Here is a 16,226-nt window from a genome sequence, read left to right on the forward strand (position 1 = left end):
GACTGACGAATTTTCAGCCGGCGATGTCGGATCGCGGGAGGGATCGTTCGTCCTATCGGCAGCGTGGCGAAACCGCCCGAGATCGAGAGGAGACCCCGATGATCCGCACCGCCCTGATTGCCGCCGCCGTCCTGCTCGCCGGCGGCCCCGCCCTGGCCGAGGCCCAGCCGGCGGGCGACCGCGTCGCGGTCAACGGCATGCAGATGTATTACGAGGTGTCCGGCACCGGCGACCCGCTGATCGTGCTGCACGGCGCCTATATGAACATCCCGTCGATGGGGGCGATCATCCCCAAGCTGGCCGAGAGCCATAAGGTCTATGCGCTCGAATTCCAGGGCCATGGCCGCACCACCGACATCGACCGGCCGATCACCTATCCCAACCTGGCGGACGACGTGGCGGCGTTCATGGACGCGGTGGGCCTGCAGAAGGCCGATGTGTTCGGCTATTCCATGGGCGCCGCCGCCGGGCTGCAGCTGGCCATCCGCCATCCGGAGAAGGTGAACAAGCTGGCCGCCGCCTCGGTGGCCTATGATTTCGAAGGCTGGCAGCCGGCGTTCCGGGACTTCATCCCGCAGATGACGGTGGAGATGTTCACCGACATGCCGGTTTTCGCCGAGGCGTACCGCAAGCTGGCCCCCAATCCCGACGGCTTCCCCGAGCTGGTGCGGAAGCTGATCGCGCTGGAGAAGGAGCCGATGGCGTGGGAGGCCGACGTCAAGGCGCTGAAGACCCCGGTGCTGATCATCAGCGGCGATGCCGACGTGGCGACGCTGGAACATTCGGTGGCGATGTTCCGGCTGCTCGGCGGCGGCGCCATGGGCGACATGGGCCAGCCGCTGCCCGCCTCGCGCCTCGCGGTCATGCCGGCGACCTCGCACACCGCCGTCATCGGGCAGGTGGAGCTGCTGCACGCCTTCATCGAACCCTTCCTGAAGGGCCAGACGCCGAAGGGGATGTTCGAGTAGGACGCGGCGGGCCGGGACGGCCAGCTGACCTAGAGGGCTTTGCGGAAGAAGACCACCCGTTCCGTCTCCTCGAAGCCGAGCGCCGCGTGCAGCCTGTGGCTCGCCTCGTTGTCGAGCAGGGCATCCGAAGCGAATTCGATGCATCCCATGGACCGCCCCCAGGCGGCGACCGCATCGCACAGGCGCCGCGCCATGCCCCGCCGCCTGTGATCGGGCCGGACGTAGATGCCTTCCAGGAACAGGACGGGCGAGGTCTCGCAGCCATTGACGTAGTCGGCCCGCAGCGCGGCCTCGGCGAACCCGACGATCTCGCCGGAGCCGAGCCGGACGACGAAGGCGCTGGCCCGCTCGTCTTCCTCCCGGATAGTCCGGATCAGCTCGTCCCGATGCTCTTCGGCGGATTGGTCCGGCCAGAGGGCAGCCCGCAGCCGCGCCCAGTGTTCGATATGCTCCAGGGTGCCCCGTTCGATGTCCATCTTGCGCCCTCTCGCAGCGGCCGTTTCGGCTGTTTCGAAACGGCCGGAGAGTTACAAAAGCAAGTCGAGGCGACAACGCGAAACAGTCGCCCCTCGCCCGGAGGCCGCGACCTCCCACGCCGATCGCGTTGCCTGCCTTCTCCTCGACCACGTACAACAGGCGCGCTTGCCCAATGGAAGAAGCGTGCGACATGGCGGGGGGAAGAGGAACGAAGGCGCCCGGGCTGGTGCTTGGGCTGGTGGTCGCGAGCACCGTGCTCGGCCTGATGGGGACGGATCTCGTCCTGCCGGCGGTGCCGTTCCTGCCGGAGGCGCTGGGCGGCGACCCGGCCCGGGCGCAGCTGGTGCTGGCCGCCTATGTCGCCGGGACCTGCGCCGGCCTCGTCGCCTATGGCGCGCTGGGCGACCGCTTCGCCACCGGGCGGCTGTTCGCCGCCTCCCTGCTCGCCACCGCCGCCGTGTCGGCCGCCTGCGCGGCGGCGGACGACATCGGCCTGCTGATCGCGCTGCGGGCCCTGCAGGGCGCGGTGGCGGCCGGCCCCGCGGTGTTCGCGCCGGGCATCGTCCGGGCGCTGTTCGACGAAGCCCGCGCGGTCCGGGCGCTGGGGCTGCTCGGCAGCATCGAGGCCCTGGCGCCGGCGCTGGCCCCGATCCTCGGCGCCTGGCTGCTGGCGCTGGGCGGCTGGCAGGTGCCGTTCGCGGTGATCGGCGCCGCCGCGCTGGCCCTGGCGGCGGCGATCGGGGCGACCGGCGCCCTGCCCCAGGTGACCCGGCGGCCCCGCGGCGGATATGCGCATCTCCTGCGCGACCCCGCCTTCCTGCGCTACGCCCTCAGCCAGGCCTTCGTCCTGGGCGGGCTGCTGACCTTCGTGTTCGGCATGCCGGCCGTCTTCGTGCGCAGCCTCGGCGGCGACCTGGCCGATTTCATCACCATGCAGGTCTGCGGCATCGCCAGCTTCATGCTGATGGCCAATCTCGCCGGCGGCCTGGCGGCCCGCTTCGGGGCGGAACGGGTCATCGCCTCCGGCACCGGCCTCGCCACCCTGGGCGCCGCGGCCATGCTGGCCTACGGATCGCTGGGCGGCGCCGACCCGCTGCTGATCGCGGCCCTGTTCGTGCCGGTGAATGCCGGGCTCGGCCTGCGCGGCCCGCCGGGCTTCTACCGGGCCGTGCTGGCGGCGCGCGGCGACGACGCCCGCGGCTCCGCCCTCGTCGTCCTCGCGATCCTCGCGGTCACCGCGGGCGGCACCGCCGCGGCCGCGCCGATGATCGAGCAGGGGCTGGTCCCCTTGGCGTCGATCGCGCTGGCCTTCCACCTGATGGCCGTGCTCTGCCTCGCGGCGCTGCCGCGGCTGCGGGAAAGCGAAAGCTGAAAAAATCCCGCGCCGCTGTCGGGAGCGGCGGGCCTCCGCCGTCCTTGGGACAGAGCGGCCGTTCACGCGGCCGTCCCCATCGATCGGAAGGAACACCCGATGAAGGTCACGCAGCATCTCTGGTTCGAGAAGGACATGGAGGCCGCGCTCGGCTTCTACACCTCGCTGATCCCGGGCTCGGCGATCCACTGGGTCACGCCCCTGCCCGCCGAGACCCCGAGCGGCCCGGCGGGCAGCGTGCGCATGGCCGCCTTCACCCTGGGCGACCAGCGCTATCAGGCGATCGAGGCCGGGCCGCTGGACCCGTTCAACCACAGCTTCTCGATCATGGTCGAATGCGACACCCAGACGGAGGTCGACCGGCTGTGGGACGCGCTGAAGGAGGGCGGCCAGATCGAGCAGTGCGGCTGGCTGAAGGACCGCTGGGGCCTGTCCTGGCAGATCCTGCCGAAGCGGCTCGGCGAGCTGATGGCCGACCCCGACGAGGCCAAGGTCAGGCGCGTCACCGAGGCGATGCTGCAGATGGTGAAGATCGACATCGCCGGGCTGGAGGCGGCGGCGAAGGGCTGAGGCCTTGGCCGGGCGTCCTCTCCCGCTCTAGAACGGGGACAAGCAACAGGAGGACGCCATGACCGAACCGACCCTGCCGCAGGAAGGCCGCTGCCGATGCGGGCAGGTGCGCTTCCGCATCACCGCCCGGCCGCTGCTGACCATGGCCTGCCACTGCACCGGATGCCAGCGGATGACCGGCAGCGCCTTCTCGCTGTCCGCGGCGATCCCCGCGGAGGGCTTCACCGTGACCCAGGGCGAGCCGGTGATCGGCGGCCTGCACGGCCCGTCGCGGCACTATTTCTGCCCGCACTGCCTGAGCTGGCTGTTCACCCGGCCGGAAGGGCTGGACCACTTCGTCAACATCCGGTCGACCATGCTGGACGACCCGGCCTGGTCGGTGCCGTTCATCGAGACCTTCACCAGCGAGAAGCTGGCCTGGGCCACCACGCCGGCGGTGCACAGCTACGAGACCTTCCCGCCGATGGAGGCCTACGGCCATCTTGTCGCGGAGTACGCAGCGCGGCCGTGAGGCACCGAAGCCTCTGTTTTGTCTCAGTTTTTCTGTCATTGCCGGGCTTGACCCGGCAATCCAGAGTACGGCGACAGTCTCTGGATGCCCGGGTCAAGCCCACGGGTGTCCGGTTAAGGCTGAACAACAACCGGCGGGAGAATTTTAGAGCTAAAGCCTCAATTTATAACTGTCATGCCCGGGCTTGACCCGGGCATCCAGGAATCTCGATGCCGCTCTGGGTGGCCCCTGGATCGCCGGGTCAAGCCCGGCGATGACAATAAAAATTGAGCCCTACTCCTCTTCCGCACCTCGAAAACCCTCAACCGGACACCCGTGGGTCAAGCCCGGGCATGACAGTGAAGAGTGAAGGTCAGGCCGCGGGACCGTCGCCGCGGGCGATTTCCGCCTCGGCCTCCGCCTCGCGCTTGGCGCGGTCGCGCTCGATCATGCCGCCGAGCAGGATCGCGATCTCGTAGAGCAGCAGCATCGGCACGGCGAGGGCGATCTGGCTGATCGCATCCGGCGGGGTCAGGACGGCGGCGACGACGAAGACGATGACGATGGCATAGCGCCGTTTGCTCTTCAGCGTGGCGACGCTGAGGATGCCGACGCGGACCAGGAGCGTCAGCAGCACCGGCAGCTGGAAGGCGATGCCGAAGGCCAGCAGGAGGCGCATCACCAGGTCGAGATAGTCCGAGACCTTGGCGTCGAGCCTGATCTCGAGGCCGCTGCCGACATCGGGCCCCATGACCTGGAAGGACAGGAAGAACTTCCAGGCCAGCGGGAACACGAAGTAGTACACGAACGCCGCGCCGATGATGAACATCACCGGGCTGAACAGCAGGAACGGCAGGAAGGCCCGCTTCTCGTTGCGATACAGGCCGGGCGCGACGAACATCCAGATCTGGCTCGCCACCACCGGGAAGGCCAGGCAGAAGCCGCCCCAGAAGCCGATCTTGATGTAGGTGAAGAACACCTCGGTCAGCGCCGTGAAGATCATCGACTTGGGCTGGCCCGGCGGCAGCGCGTCCGCCAGCGGCTGGGTCAGGAACAGGTAGATCGATTCCGCGAAGTGGTAGCAGATGAAGAACCCGACCAGGATCGCCACCACCGAATAGATCAGCCGCGTGCGCAGCTCCAGCAGATGGTCCATCAGGGGCATCTGCTTGTCGTCGATCTCCTTGTCGGAGGGCGCCATGGATCAGCTCGCGCGGTCGGACGGGGTGGCGGCAGGCGCGGCCGCGGGGGCTGCAGCCGGCGACGCGGGAACGACGGCCGGCGCGGGTTCGGCGGCGGCAACCGCAGGCGCCGCGGGGGCCGGGGACTCCGGTGCGGGCTTCGGGCCTTCGACCGGCTGCGGCTCAGGAGCCGCCTGGCCGTTGGCCGCGGCCTTGTCGGGCTCCGCCAGCGGCGTGGCGCCGGGCGCCGCCTTGTCGAAGGCCTGCTTGATGTCCCGCACCGGGTCGAGCACGGTGTCGACGTGCTCCTTCACCTGGCTGCGGACGTCGAGCTGCTTGGTCGCGTCCTGGACGGTCTTGCGCACCTCCTCGAGCTCGGCCTGGCGCACGATGTCGTCGACATGGCGCTGGAACTCGCTGGTGATGCGGCGGGCATGCCGCGTCCATTTGCCGAGCTGATAGAGGGCGCGCGGCAGATCCTTCGGGCCGAGCACGATGAGTGCCACGACCACGACGATCATCAACTCCGACCAGTCGAAACCGAACATCACATTCGTCCATCACGCCCCGCCACCAGGACGGGGCGCGGTTCCGGTTCCCCGCAAGGGGACTATTGGCGGTCGACGGTCGTCCGGTTCGGACTGCCGGCTTCGGTGCCCGCGGGCGGCGGCACGGCCGGACGATCATCCGACCCGTCGCTCTTGGGGTCGTCCGACAGCCCGGACTTGAAGTTCCTGATCCCCTTGGCCAGGTCGCCCATCGCCCGCGGCAGCCGGTTCCCGAAGATCAGCAGGACGACCACCAGGACGATCAACCAGTGCCAAATACTCAAACCACCCATAAACTTTTCCTCCAGCCCCAAGGCGGCCGGATCATCGCAGAAACCCCCCGCGACCGCAATGGCGGCGGACGAGGCGAAACAGCGCAGAAATCCTGGGGTTTGCGGCGGCCGCAGCGCCGCGGCACGGTCCGCTTCGCCTAGTCGCGATCCTCGTCCTCCGGCGGCTCCTCCCCTTCCCCGTCGGACAGGCTGCCGCCGGGCAGCACCGCCATGGCCGGGCGGGTGTCGAGCAGGCCGGAGGCCTTGAGCTCATCGACGCTCGGCAGGTCGTCGAGCCCGCCGAGGCCGAAATGGTCGAGGAAGGCCGGGGTGGTGATCCAGGTCAGCGGCCGCCCCGGCGCCTGCCGGCGCCGGCCGGGCGCGATCCAGCCGGCCTCGAGCAGCGTGTCGAGCGTGCCCTTGGCCACGGCGACGCCGCGCACCGCCTCGATCTCCGGCCGGGTCACCGGCTGGTGGTAGGCGATGATCGCCAGCGTCTCCAGTGCCGCCCGCGACAGCCGGCGCACCACATGCCCGGCCTCGCGCAGCAGCGGCGCCAGGTCGAGCGCGGTGCGGAAGGCCCAGCCGCCGGCGACCGGCATCAGGGTGACGCCGCGGCCGCGATACTGCTCGACCAGCGTGTCGATCAGCGTCGGCACGTCGGCGCCTTCGGGCAGGCGCTCGGCGATCGCCGCCTCGGTCAGGGGCGTCGGCGAGGCGAACAGCATGGCTTCGACGAGACGGAGGGCTTGCGACGGTTCGGTCATTCTTCGGTGGTCTGAGGGGCCTGGACCTTGAACCAGATCGGCCCGAACAGGCCGTCCTGGCGGATGGCGAGCCGGCCGGACTTGGCCAGCTCGAGCGTGGCGACGAAGGTGGAGGCGATGGCCGAGCGCCGCACCAGCGGGCTGCCGGTCAGCGGCGGCAGGAAGGCGGCGAGCGTGGTCCAGCTCGGGAACCGGCCGAGCATGGCCTCGAGCCGCTCCAGCGCCTGCTCCGGCGAGAACAGCACCGAGGCCTCGATGCGCAGGCTGCCCTCGGCCGCGGCCTTGGCGCGCCAGTGCTCGGCATAGGCCTTGAGCAGGTCGTAGAGCGACACGGCCCAGACCGGGGTCGGCGTCGCCTTCTGGTCCTCGGCGGCGCCGCGGGCGAACAGGTCGTGGCCGAGCTGCGGCCGCGCCATCAGCGCCTGCCCGGCCTCGCGCATCGCGTTCAGACGGCGCAGCTGGAAGGCCAGCGCCTCGGCCAGCTCGGCGCCGCTCGGCTCCTCGTCGCCCGGCGGCGCCGGCAGCAGCAGGCGCGACTTGAGATAGGCCAGCCACGCCGCCATCACCAAGTAGTGCGCCGCCAGCTCCAGCGACAGGCGCCGCGCCCGCTCGACGAAGGCGAGGTACTGGTCGGCGAGCGCCAGGATCGAGATCTGGGTCAGGTCGACCTTCTGCTCGCGCGCCTGTTCGAGCAGCAGGTCGATCGGCCCTTCATAGGATTCGAATTTGAGAATGAAGGCGGCGTCGTCCCGGCTCGTCACCGGCGGGGCGTCGACCTTCGACCAGTCTTCCAGCATGGGCGGAGTGTCGCTGTCCGGACGCGCCGAAGCAACCTTGATCGCGACATCCGGCCGCCCCGGCTTTCCGCGAGGCGAAGCGGCGCCAGCTTCCTGGAGCAGCGAAGCGGAGACTCGGCATGGCGAGACAACGCAGGAAGACCGACTTCCCCGTCCACCAGATCCGGCGTTATCTGGAGCCCGGGCCGATCGTGCTGGTGTCGTCACGATGGAGGGACGAGACCAACATCATGACCATGGGCTGGCACACGGTGATGGAGTTCTCGCCGTCCCTCGTCGGCTGCGTGATCGCCGGCGGCAACCACAGCTTCCGCCTGATCCGGGACAGCGGCGAATGCGTGATCAACCTGCCGACGACGGCGCTGACCGACACGGTGGTCGGGATCGGCAACACCTCCGGCGCGGAGATCGACAAGTTCCGGGAGTTCGGCCTGACAGCGGAGGCGGCGCAGGAGGTCGGGGCGCCGCTGATCCGCGAGTGCCACGCGAATTTCGAGTGCCGGCTGCACGACGACGCGCTGGTCGAGCGCTACAACTTCTTCATCTTCGAGGTGGTGAAGGCGCATGTCGCGGCGACGCCGAAACACCCGAAGACGCTGCACTACACCGGCGGCGGGGTGTTCGTGACCGCCGGCGGAGTCGTCGACCGGAAGGCGCTGTTCCGGCCCTGGATGCTGTGATGGATCAGACGGACGGCAGTCGGCCGAGCAGCTCCCGCGCCCGCTCGATATAGCTCTCGACCGGGCGGTCGGTGGCCGGGCGGCGCCAGGCCTCGCCGCGGGCCAGCCGCGCCGCGGTCTCCGGCCCGATCGCCGGCACCTCCGCCGCGACCGCCCGCATCTCGGCGAGGTCGCCGTTGCAGTGCAGGGCCAGGTCGCAGCCGGCGGCGAGCGCCCGCGCCGCGCGGTCCGGCAGCGAGCCGGAGAGCGCGCCCATCGACAGGTCGTCGCTGCACAGGACGCCGTCGAATCCGATGCGGCCGCGCACCGCGTCGCGGATCGCGGTCGGCGACTGGGTGACCGGATGGTCGGGATCGAGCGCGGTGAAGACCAGGTGGCCGGTCATGCCCCAGGGCAGGTCGGCGAGGTCGCGGAACGGCAGGAAATCGGTGCGCTCCAGCGTGTCGAGATCGGCCTCGACCAGAGGCAGGGCAAAATGGCTGTCGACCCGCGAGCGGCCGTGCCCGGGCAGATGCTTGATCACCGGCAGGGCGCCGCCGTCGAGCAGCCCTTCCGCCACGGCGCGGCCGAGCCGGGCGACCATCGCCGGGTCGCCGGAGAAGGCGCGGTCGCCGACCACGGTGCGGTCGGCGCCGGGCAGGTCGAGGTCGAGCACCGGCGCCGCGACCACGTCGATGCCGGCGGCGCCGACGGTGAGCGCGATGGCGGTGGCGTTGGCCCGGGCCGCCTCCTCCGCCGCCGCGGGGTCGAGCGCGGCCAGGGCGCCGAAGCGGGCGGCGGCCGGGAAGGCCGGCCAGTGCGGCGGCCGCAGCCGGGCGACGCGCCCGCCCTCCTGGTCGATCATCACCGGCGCCGCGCGGCCGACCGCGTCGCGCAGATCGGCGACCAGGGCCGCGAGTTGGCCCGGCGCCTCGCAGTTGCGGCGGAACAGGATGAAGCCGAGCGGGTCGGCGTCGCGGAAGAAGCGCCGCTCCTCCGCCGTCAGGACCGGGCCGGCGCAGCCGAACAGGATGGCCTTGGGCATGATGCTCGAGATCAGCGCGGGACGACGAGGCAGCCGGTCTTCTCGCTGGCGAGGGCCTCGCACAGCCGCGTCGCCGTCGCCTGATCGAGCGGCACGGCCTGGACCCGGTAGCCCAGCCGGGTGGTGGCCGAGACCTGCGACACGGCGAGCTGCAGCCCGCCGAACAGCTCGGGGAAGCGGCGCTGGAACCGGGCCCATTCGGCCTGCGCCTCTTCCGGCGAGGTCACGGCCGCGATCTGCGCCGCGAAGCGCCCGCCCGGCACGGCGACGATCACCGGCATGGTCGACACCGGGGCGGCCTGCGGCGACAGGCCGGCGACCTGCACCGGCGCGCCGGAATCCGGGTCGATCCAGCCCTGGGCGGCGGCCGGGTCGTTCAGCAGCGCCGCGATCGGATCGGCCGGCTGTGCGGCCTGCGGGGCGGGAGCAGGTTCCGCCGGCGCGGGGGCAGCGGCCATGGCCGGGGCCGGGGCCGGATCGGCCGGCGCGGCCGCGGGAGCCGGAGCGGAGACGGGAGCCGGCTCGGGGGCGGCGGTGGGTGGCGCGGCCATGGCCTCGGGGGCAGGCTGCGGCTTCACCGGCGCGACCGGCTCCGGCGGCGTGGCGGCCTGGCCGGGCCGGGCCAGCAGGATCTCGACCACCCCGGCCCCCGGAGAGGCCGCCGGCAGCGGCAGGCGCCAGCCGCGCTGCTCGGCCCCGGCCGGCGCCGGCCGCGTCATCGGCTGCTCCGGCGGCGGCAGCACGGTGGCGACCGTCACCGGCGCCTGGCGGCGGCCGAGATCCTGCAGCACCAGCCGGTCCTGGTTCGGGATGTCAATGCCGCCCGGCTGTTCCGGGCGGGTGCGGAACTGGGTGCGGTCGGCGCGGATGATCGGCACCCCGCCTTCCATCGTCACCGAGGCGCTGGTGGTGTAGGTCGAGATCAGGATGCCGGCGAACAGGATGACGACGAGCAGGATCACCCCGGCCGTGGCGATCAGGCGCCAGGGCGGCGAGGCCGGAACCGGCCTGAGCTGAACCGTGGCGGCGGTGGCGGTCGCGGGCAAGGCGTGCGGCGCCTCCACCCATTGTCCGTCCGGTCCGAGTCGCAGTTGTGTGGTGGTGTCGACCATCCTATCCCCCGACTGATTCGGAATCGTAACCCGAATCGGAGAAACGGGCGATAAGAAATTGATTCAGCGATGAATCAATCAGACCGGCCTGTCCAGCGCAAACAGGCGCTGGTGTTCGAGCAGGGCGTAGCGGTCGGTCATGCCGGCGATGTAGTCGGCCACCAGCCGCGGCAGGCCGGCGGCGCCCGCCGCCTCGGCCTGGCGGCGCCAGTCGGTCGGCAGGGTGTTCGGCTCGGCCGTGAACAGGTCGAACAGGTCGCGCACCACCCGCCGCGCCTTGCTGGTCTCGCGGTTGACCAGGTAGTGCCGGTAGACCTCCTTGAACATGAAGCTGCGGACCACGGCGAGGTCGGCCGCGACGCCTTCGGAGAAGGCGATGACCGGCGTCGGCGCGGCGCGGACCGCCTCGACCGATTTCGGCGCCAGGGCCGCGAGGCGGCGGCGCGATTCCGCCAGCAGGTCGGTGACCATCTGGTCGATCACCCGCCGCACCGTCTCGTGGATCAGCCGGCGGCGCGGCAGGCCGGGATGGCGGGACTCGACATCGGCCAGCACCGGCCCGACCAGCGGCAGGCCGCGCAGCGCGTCGAGGTCGAGCAGGCCGGCCCGGACCGCGTCGTCGATGTCATGGTTGGTGTAGGCGATGTCGTCGGCCAGCGCCGCCACCTGCGCCTCCGGCCCCGGCTGGGAGGCGAGGTCGAGGTCCCAGGTGGCGCGGAAGGCGTCGATCGTCGCCGGCAGGGCGCCGCCGGGCGGAAGCGGCAGCAGAGGGCCGTTGTGCTTGACCACGCCCTCCAGCGTCTCCCAGGTCAGGTTGAGCCCGTCGAAATCGGCGTAGCGGCGCTCCAGCGCGGTCAGGATGCGCAGCGTCTGGTCGTTGTGGTGGAAGCCGCCGTGCTGCGCCATGGCGGCGTGCAGCGCGTCCTCCCCGGCATGGCCGAAGGGGGTGTGGCCGAGATCGTGCGCCAGCGCCACCGCCTCGCCCAGATCCTCGTCGAGGCCGAGCGCCCGGCAGGCGGTGCGGGCGATCTGCGCCACCTCCAGCGTGTGGGTCAGCCGGGTCCGATAGTAGTCGCCTTCGTGATAGATGAAGACCTGGGTCTTGTACTGCAGCTTGCGGAAGGCCGAGGAGTGGACGATGCGGTCGCGGTCGCGCTGGAACGGCGAGCGCATGCCGCTCTCCGGCTCGGCGTGCAGCCGGCCGCGGCTGCGGTCAGGGCCTGTGGCGTAGGCGGCGGTCATCGGGGTCAAGCTAGCCACCCCGCGCGGGGCTGGCAATCGCGGTGGGCGCTTTGCAGACGCCGCACGGCTCCCTACATTGGGGATGACCTGTTCCGACGTCCTGCGATTGACCGAGCCATGTCCGACGACGGCCGCATCCTGAGCCTGACCGAAAGCGCCGCCCGGCGGATCGCCGAGCTGCGACGCGCCGAGCACAACGACGCCCTGATGCTGCGCATCGCCGTGTCCGGCGGCGGCTGCTCCGGCTTCCAGTACGGCTTCAGCTTCGACGACAAGGTGAACGGCGACGACCGCACCTTCCAGCGCGACGACGTGACCGTGGTGGTCGACGACGTCTCGCTCGACCTGCTGGCCGGCGCCGAGATCGACTATGTCGAGGAGCTGATCGGCGCCTCCTTCCAGGTGAAGAACCCGAACGCCAGCTCCTCTTGCGGCTGCGGCACTTCCTTCGCAATCTGAGCGGCCGCGCCTGCCGGAGTCGGCGGGCCGCCCAGCCCCGGAGGACAGCCCATGCGCCCCACCCTGCCCCATCGTCTGCCGGCCCCTGGGGCGGAGGGCTGAGGCATGCGCATCGCCACCTGGAACGTCAACTCGGTCAAGGCCCGGCTGTCGAACGTGCTGGACTGGCTGCGCGCCGCGGATCCCGACGTCGCGGTGCTGCAGGAGATCAAATGCGAGACCGAGGCGTTCCCGCGCTTCGAGTTCGAGGCGCTGGGCTACAAGCTGCTGGTGCACGGCCAGAAGAGCTATAACGGCGTCGCCCTGCTGTCGAAGACGCCGATCGAGGATCCGCTGACCGGGCTGGACGGCGACGGCGCCGACACCCAGGCGCGTTATCTGGAAGCCACGGTCCGCGGCGTGCGGGTCTGCGGCCTGTACCTGCCGAACGGCAATCCCGCCGGCACCGAGAAGTACGACTACAAGCTGGCCTGGATGGAACGGCTGCGCCGCCGGGCCGAGACCCTGCTGACCGCCGGCACGCCCTTCGTCATGGGCGGCGACTTCAACGTCATCCCGGAGGCGCGCGACGCCGCCGACCCGGCCGCCTGGACCAGCGACGCCCTGTTCCTGCTGGAGACCCGCCGGCGCTTCCGCGCGCTGCTGCATCTCGGCCTGACCGATTCCTGGCGGGCGCTGAATCCCACCGCGGTCGGCTACAGCTTCTGGGACTATCAGAACCAGGCCTGGCAGGCCGACAACGGCATCCGCATCGACCATCTGCTGGTCAGCCCGGAACTTGCCGACCGGCTCGACGCCTGCATCATCGACCGCGAGCCGCGGGGCCGCGACAGGGCGTCGGACCACACGCCGGTGGTGGCGACGCTGTCGGAGTAGGGCCTGGCCGGCAGGATCGGAATCCTGCCTAGTCATCATACGAATTCCCTCATAATGCAGTGAAAAGGCCGCATATAGTGGGGTGGTGGTCATACCACCCGGCGGTCATCGGGTGCGACAGGGAGTGCAGAAGCGGGAATGTCGCTCGTCGTCATCTTGGATGACCGGCCCACCAACCGGAACATCTTCTCCCGGCTGGCCACCTCGCTCGAGAGCCAGGTGACGGTGCAGGCGTTCGGCGACCCCCTGGAGGCGCTGGACTGGCTGGCCGCCCACACCCCGGACCTGGTGATCGCCGACTACAAGATGCCCAACCTGGACGGCGCCGAATTCACCCGCCGCCTGCGCAGCAACCCGCATGTCGCCGACGTCCCGGTGATCGTCATCACCGCCTATGACGACCGCAGCTTCCGGCTGCAGGCGCTGGAGGCCGGCGCCACCGATTTCCTGCAGAGCCCGGTCGATCACCACGAGTTCATGACCCGTGCCCGCAACCTGCTGCGGCTGCGCCGGCAGCAGCAGCGCGTCAAGCGCCGCGCCGCGACGCTGGAGCGCGAGCTGGAGCGCACGAGGCGCAGCCAGGAGGAGGCGCTGCGCAACAGCCGCGAGGCGCTGGCCCAGGTCATCGACACTCTGCCGGCGATGATCAGCGCCGCCGACCGGGACGGCCGCTGCGTCTTCGTCAATGCCTATCAGGCGGCGATCAGCGGCTCGACCCCCGCGGCCCTGGTCGGCGAAGACGTCGCCGCCGTGTTCGGGGCCGAGCGCGGCGAGCACAGCCGGCAGCTGGACCAGCTGGTCTTCACCTCCGGCGAGCCGCTGCCGAGCTATGAGGAGGTGGTCGAACGCAGCGGCGTGCGGCAGGTGTTCCTGACCAGCAAGGCACCGCTGCGCGACGCATCGAACCAGGTGGTGAGCGTCTTGACCACCGCGCTCGACATCACCGACCGCAAGCTGGCCGAGGAGCATCTGCACCACCTGGCCAATCACGACGCGCTGACCGACCTGCCCAACCGGGTGCATCTGCTGAACCGGATCCGGCGGATCCTGGCCCAGGATGCCGACTCCCCCTTCGCCCTGCATTTCCTGGACCTCGACCGGTTCAAGTCGATCAACGACGCGCTGGGCCATCATTTCGGCGACCAGATCCTGCAGGAGGTGGCGCGGCGGCTGAGCCTGACGGCGCGGCCGGGAGACATCGTCGCCCGGCTCGGCGGCGACGAGTTCGCAGTGCTGCAGCTGGGGCTCGCGCGAAGCGAGGACGCCGCCGCCGCGGCGGCGCAGATCCTGCAGGAGATCGCCCGGCCGCATATCCGCAACGACAGCACGGTGTCGCTGACCGCCAGCGTCGGCATCACGCTATACCCGCAGGACGGCGCCGACCCGGACCAGCTGTTCCGCAATGCCGACCTGGCGATGTACCGGGCCAAGGCGGACGGGCCGGGCGAATACCGCTTCTTCGCCACCGAGCTGAATGCCGGCGTCCAGGATGCGGTGGCGCTGGAATCCGAGCTCAGGACCGCGATCGAGAGCGAGCAGTTCGTGCTGCACTACCAGCCGCAGATCGACTTGCGCAGCGGCCGGATCGTCGCCGCCGAGGCGCTGATGCGCTGGCAGCATCCGACCCGGGGGCTGCTGCTGCCGGCGCAGTTCCTGCCGGCGGCGGAAGAGAGCGGCCTGATCATCGCCATGAACACCTGGGTGCTGCGCGAGGCTTGCACCCAGGCCGCCGCCTGGGCCCGGGGTGGGCTGTCGCTGCGCGTCGGCGTCAATCTGACGTCGCTGCAGTTCCGCAAACAGGACATCTGCCGGCTCGTCCGCCAGACGCTGGGCGACACCGGCCTGGCCCCGGAGGCCCTGGAGCTGGAGCTGACCGAAGGCGTGCTGATGCAGAATGCGGAATCGGCGGCGAGCAAGATCGAGGAGCTGCGCGGCCTCGGCGTTCGCTTCGCCATCGACGATTTCGGCACCGGCTATTCCTCGCTGAGCTATCTCAAGATCTTCACGGTCAACCGGCTCAAGATCGACCGCAGCTTCATCCGCAACCTGGAGACCAGCCCCGGAGATGCGGCGATCGTGCGGGCCATCACCAATCTGGGCCACGATCTCGGCCTGGAGGTGACCGCCGAAGGAGTGGAAACTCCCGAGCAGCTCGAGACGATCCGCCTGCTGGGCTGCGATGAGGTCCAGGGATTTCATTTCGCCAAGCCGATGCCGGACGACCAGCTCCGGGACTTCGTGCGGGGCTGGACGGCGGACCCACAGGCCTCATAATCGCTCATTCGAGCTTTCGACGCGTCCATATGGCCCGGAGCGGCGCGACCGCGCCGCAGGGTGGAGTGCCTGGGCAGATGACCGACAGCAGAGAACAGGCAGGGTCGCGATCCCTGCTCGGGCGCCTCGCGCACCGCCTCCGGACCCGCCCGGACAGCGAGCACGAGATGCGGTTCAACGGCGTCATCCTGTCGACCGCGACGTTGATCTATCTGCTCGCGACCCAAAGCCTCGGCCGCAACGAGTTCATCGTCTACGCAGCCTATACCGCCTTCTGCCTCCTCATCTTCAGCCACATCCTCCTCCGGCCGGAGATTTGCCATACGCGCCGGGTTCTCGCCATGGTCGGCGACTTCGGAGTCCTGTCCTGCGAAATGTACATCCGGGGCGAGACAGCAGCCTTCCTTTTCCCACTCTTCATCTGGGTCATTCTTGGGAATGGGTTCCGATTCGGTATTCCCTTCCTTGCCCTGGCGACAAGTGGAGGCTTGGCGGCCTTCGGCGCCACGATAATCACAACGCCATTCTGGAGTTCACAGATTGCGCTGTCGTCCGGTTTACTCGGCAGCATGCTGCTGGTCTCGCTCTGCGTTGCGCCTCTGATACACAGATTGTCCAAGGCGAAACGGCAGGCCGAAACCGCAAACCGGGAGAAGAATGTTCTCCTGGCCAGCGTCAGCCACGAACTGCGCATGCCGTTGAGCGCCATCGTTGGCACGGGAGCAGTGCTGCAGGACACCAAGCTCGACCCTGCACAACAGAAGATGACCCAATCAGTCATTTCCGCCGGGCAGCACTTGTTGACGCGGATCAATGATATTTCCGACATCTCCCGAGCGGGAAAAGCTGGTTCGGATTGACGACGACTCTATGAATCGAGAAGCCGGCCCCGGCACATCCGATAATCGCATAGCTCATCACCCATCTTGGTCTGGACCTGACCGCCGAAGGGGAGGAAACTGCCGAGGCTGCATGAGGCGATGCGCATGCTGGCGTGTAATGAGGTTCAGGAATTTCATCTCCAGATTGATGGCGGGCCGTTTTATGTGGGTGCGGGTGGGTTGGCCGATCGACCGATAGGTCTCTCGACCTCTCGTCAGGTACTACGGGTTCAGAG

The 16,226-nt window shown here is 69.8% G+C and carries 18 protein-coding genes; 9 read left to right on the plus strand and 9 right to left on the minus strand.

The genetic code is table 11. From position 1 onward, the window contains the following. The first annotated feature begins 98 nt into the window (after positions 1–98). On the plus strand, positions 99–968 hold the full coding sequence (locus tag G537_RS0103125) for an alpha/beta fold hydrolase (RefSeq protein WP_026868861.1): 870 nt from the start codon (positions 99–101) through the stop codon (positions 966–968). Positions 969–997: 29 nt separating this feature from the next. Here the strand turns inward: G537_RS0103125 and G537_RS0103130 are convergent, their stop codons facing one another. Further along, positions 998–1,444, minus strand: coding sequence for an aminoglycoside 6'-N-acetyltransferase AAC(6')-E141 (locus G537_RS0103130; RefSeq protein ID WP_026868862.1), 447 nt, complete (start codon positions 1,442–1,444; stop codon positions 998–1,000). Positions 1,445–1,635: 191 nt separating this feature from the next. On the opposite strand from G537_RS0103130, the gene G537_RS0103135 reads away from it, so the two are divergent. From G537_RS0103135 to G537_RS0103145, 3 genes are all read left to right on the plus strand, one after another. Continuing rightward, entirely contained in the window at positions 1,636–2,817 is a 1,182-nt protein-coding gene (locus G537_RS0103135) for an MFS transporter (RefSeq protein ID WP_026868863.1), read from the plus strand. A gap of 99 nt (positions 2,818–2,916) precedes the next feature. Next, the gene (locus G537_RS0103140; protein WP_026868864.1) at positions 2,917–3,387 is read left to right on the plus strand and encodes a VOC family protein; all 471 of its coding nucleotides are present in this window, start codon (positions 2,917–2,919) and stop codon (positions 3,385–3,387) included. 58 nt (positions 3,388–3,445) lie between these two features. Beyond that, positions 3,446–3,898 (plus strand): GFA family protein, encoded by a 453-nt coding sequence (locus G537_RS0103145; RefSeq protein ID WP_026868865.1) that lies wholly within the window; start codon positions 3,446–3,448, stop codon positions 3,896–3,898. Between the two features lie 352 nt (positions 3,899–4,250). Here the strand turns inward: G537_RS0103145 and tatC are convergent, their stop codons facing one another. The 5 genes from tatC to G537_RS36185 form a co-directional block, all read right to left on the minus strand. Continuing rightward, positions 4,251–5,078: a twin-arginine translocase subunit TatC gene (gene tatC, locus G537_RS0103150; protein WP_026868866.1), complete on the minus strand. Its 828-nt coding sequence runs from the start codon at positions 5,076–5,078 to the stop codon at positions 4,251–4,253. A 3-nt stretch (positions 5,079–5,081) separates the two neighbouring features. Further along, entirely contained in the window at positions 5,082–5,606 is a 525-nt protein-coding gene (tatB, locus tag G537_RS0103155; protein WP_026868867.1) for a Sec-independent protein translocase protein TatB, read from the minus strand. Between the two features lie 62 nt (positions 5,607–5,668). Continuing rightward, positions 5,669–5,920, minus strand: coding sequence for a twin-arginine translocase TatA/TatE family subunit (gene tatA / locus G537_RS0103160; RefSeq protein WP_425402269.1), 252 nt, complete (start codon positions 5,918–5,920; stop codon positions 5,669–5,671). A 116-nt stretch (positions 5,921–6,036) separates the two neighbouring features. After that, on the minus strand, positions 6,037–6,645 hold the full coding sequence (scpB, locus tag G537_RS36180) for an SMC-Scp complex subunit ScpB (protein ID WP_051247747.1): 609 nt from the start codon (positions 6,643–6,645) through the stop codon (positions 6,037–6,039). Next, positions 6,642–7,442: a segregation and condensation protein A gene (locus tag G537_RS36185; RefSeq protein ID WP_034850376.1), complete on the minus strand. Its 801-nt coding sequence runs from the start codon at positions 7,440–7,442 to the stop codon at positions 6,642–6,644. Before G537_RS36185 ends, scpB begins: the two co-directional genes overlap by 4 nt. Positions 7,443–7,561: 119 nt before the next feature. On the opposite strand from G537_RS36185, the gene G537_RS0103175 reads away from it, so the two are divergent. Next, on the plus strand, positions 7,562–8,122 hold the full coding sequence (locus tag G537_RS0103175) for a flavin reductase family protein (protein WP_026868869.1): 561 nt from the start codon (positions 7,562–7,564) through the stop codon (positions 8,120–8,122). A 4-nt stretch (positions 8,123–8,126) separates the two neighbouring features. Here G537_RS0103175 and nagZ read toward each other — a convergent pair whose 3' ends face one another. From nagZ to G537_RS0103190, 3 genes are all read right to left on the minus strand, one after another. After that, complete coding sequence (gene nagZ, locus G537_RS0103180) at positions 8,127–9,146, minus strand: beta-N-acetylhexosaminidase (protein ID WP_034850377.1); 1,020 nt, start codon at positions 9,144–9,146, stop codon at positions 8,127–8,129. An 11-nt stretch (positions 9,147–9,157) separates the two neighbouring features. Continuing rightward, positions 9,158–10,258, minus strand: coding sequence for an SPOR domain-containing protein (locus G537_RS0103185; protein WP_155888477.1), 1,101 nt, complete (start codon positions 10,256–10,258; stop codon positions 9,158–9,160). A 78-nt stretch (positions 10,259–10,336) separates the two neighbouring features. Further along, a complete protein-coding gene (locus G537_RS0103190; protein ID WP_026868872.1) occupies positions 10,337–11,500 on the minus strand; it encodes a deoxyguanosinetriphosphate triphosphohydrolase in 1,164 nt (387 codons plus the stop codon). A 117-nt stretch (positions 11,501–11,617) separates the two neighbouring features. Here G537_RS0103190 and erpA point away from each other — a divergent pair, with 117 nt between their 5' ends. From erpA to G537_RS0103210, 4 genes are all read left to right on the plus strand, one after another. Continuing rightward, positions 11,618–11,959 carry an iron-sulfur cluster insertion protein ErpA gene (gene erpA, locus G537_RS44620; protein ID WP_026868873.1) on the plus strand — a complete coding sequence of 114 codons (342 nt, stop codon included), beginning with the start codon at positions 11,618–11,620 and terminating at the stop codon, positions 11,957–11,959. A 105-nt stretch (positions 11,960–12,064) separates the two neighbouring features. Continuing rightward, positions 12,065–12,835, plus strand: coding sequence for an exodeoxyribonuclease III (gene xth, locus G537_RS0103200; protein WP_026868874.1), 771 nt, complete (start codon positions 12,065–12,067; stop codon positions 12,833–12,835). 138 nt (positions 12,836–12,973) lie between these two features. Beyond that, positions 12,974–15,109: a putative bifunctional diguanylate cyclase/phosphodiesterase gene (locus tag G537_RS36190; protein WP_034850379.1), complete on the plus strand. Its 2,136-nt coding sequence runs from the start codon at positions 12,974–12,976 to the stop codon at positions 15,107–15,109. 77 nt (positions 15,110–15,186) lie between these two features. Beyond that, positions 15,187–15,969 carry a histidine kinase dimerization/phospho-acceptor domain-containing protein gene (locus G537_RS0103210; protein WP_162146074.1) on the plus strand — a complete coding sequence of 261 codons (783 nt, stop codon included), beginning with the start codon at positions 15,187–15,189 and terminating at the stop codon, positions 15,967–15,969. Positions 15,970–16,226 lie beyond the last annotated feature (257 nt).

The sequence above is a fragment of the Inquilinus limosus DSM 16000 genome (assembly GCF_000423185.1).
In the GTDB taxonomy this organism is placed as follows: domain Bacteria; phylum Pseudomonadota; class Alphaproteobacteria; order DSM-16000; family Inquilinaceae; genus Inquilinus; species Inquilinus limosus.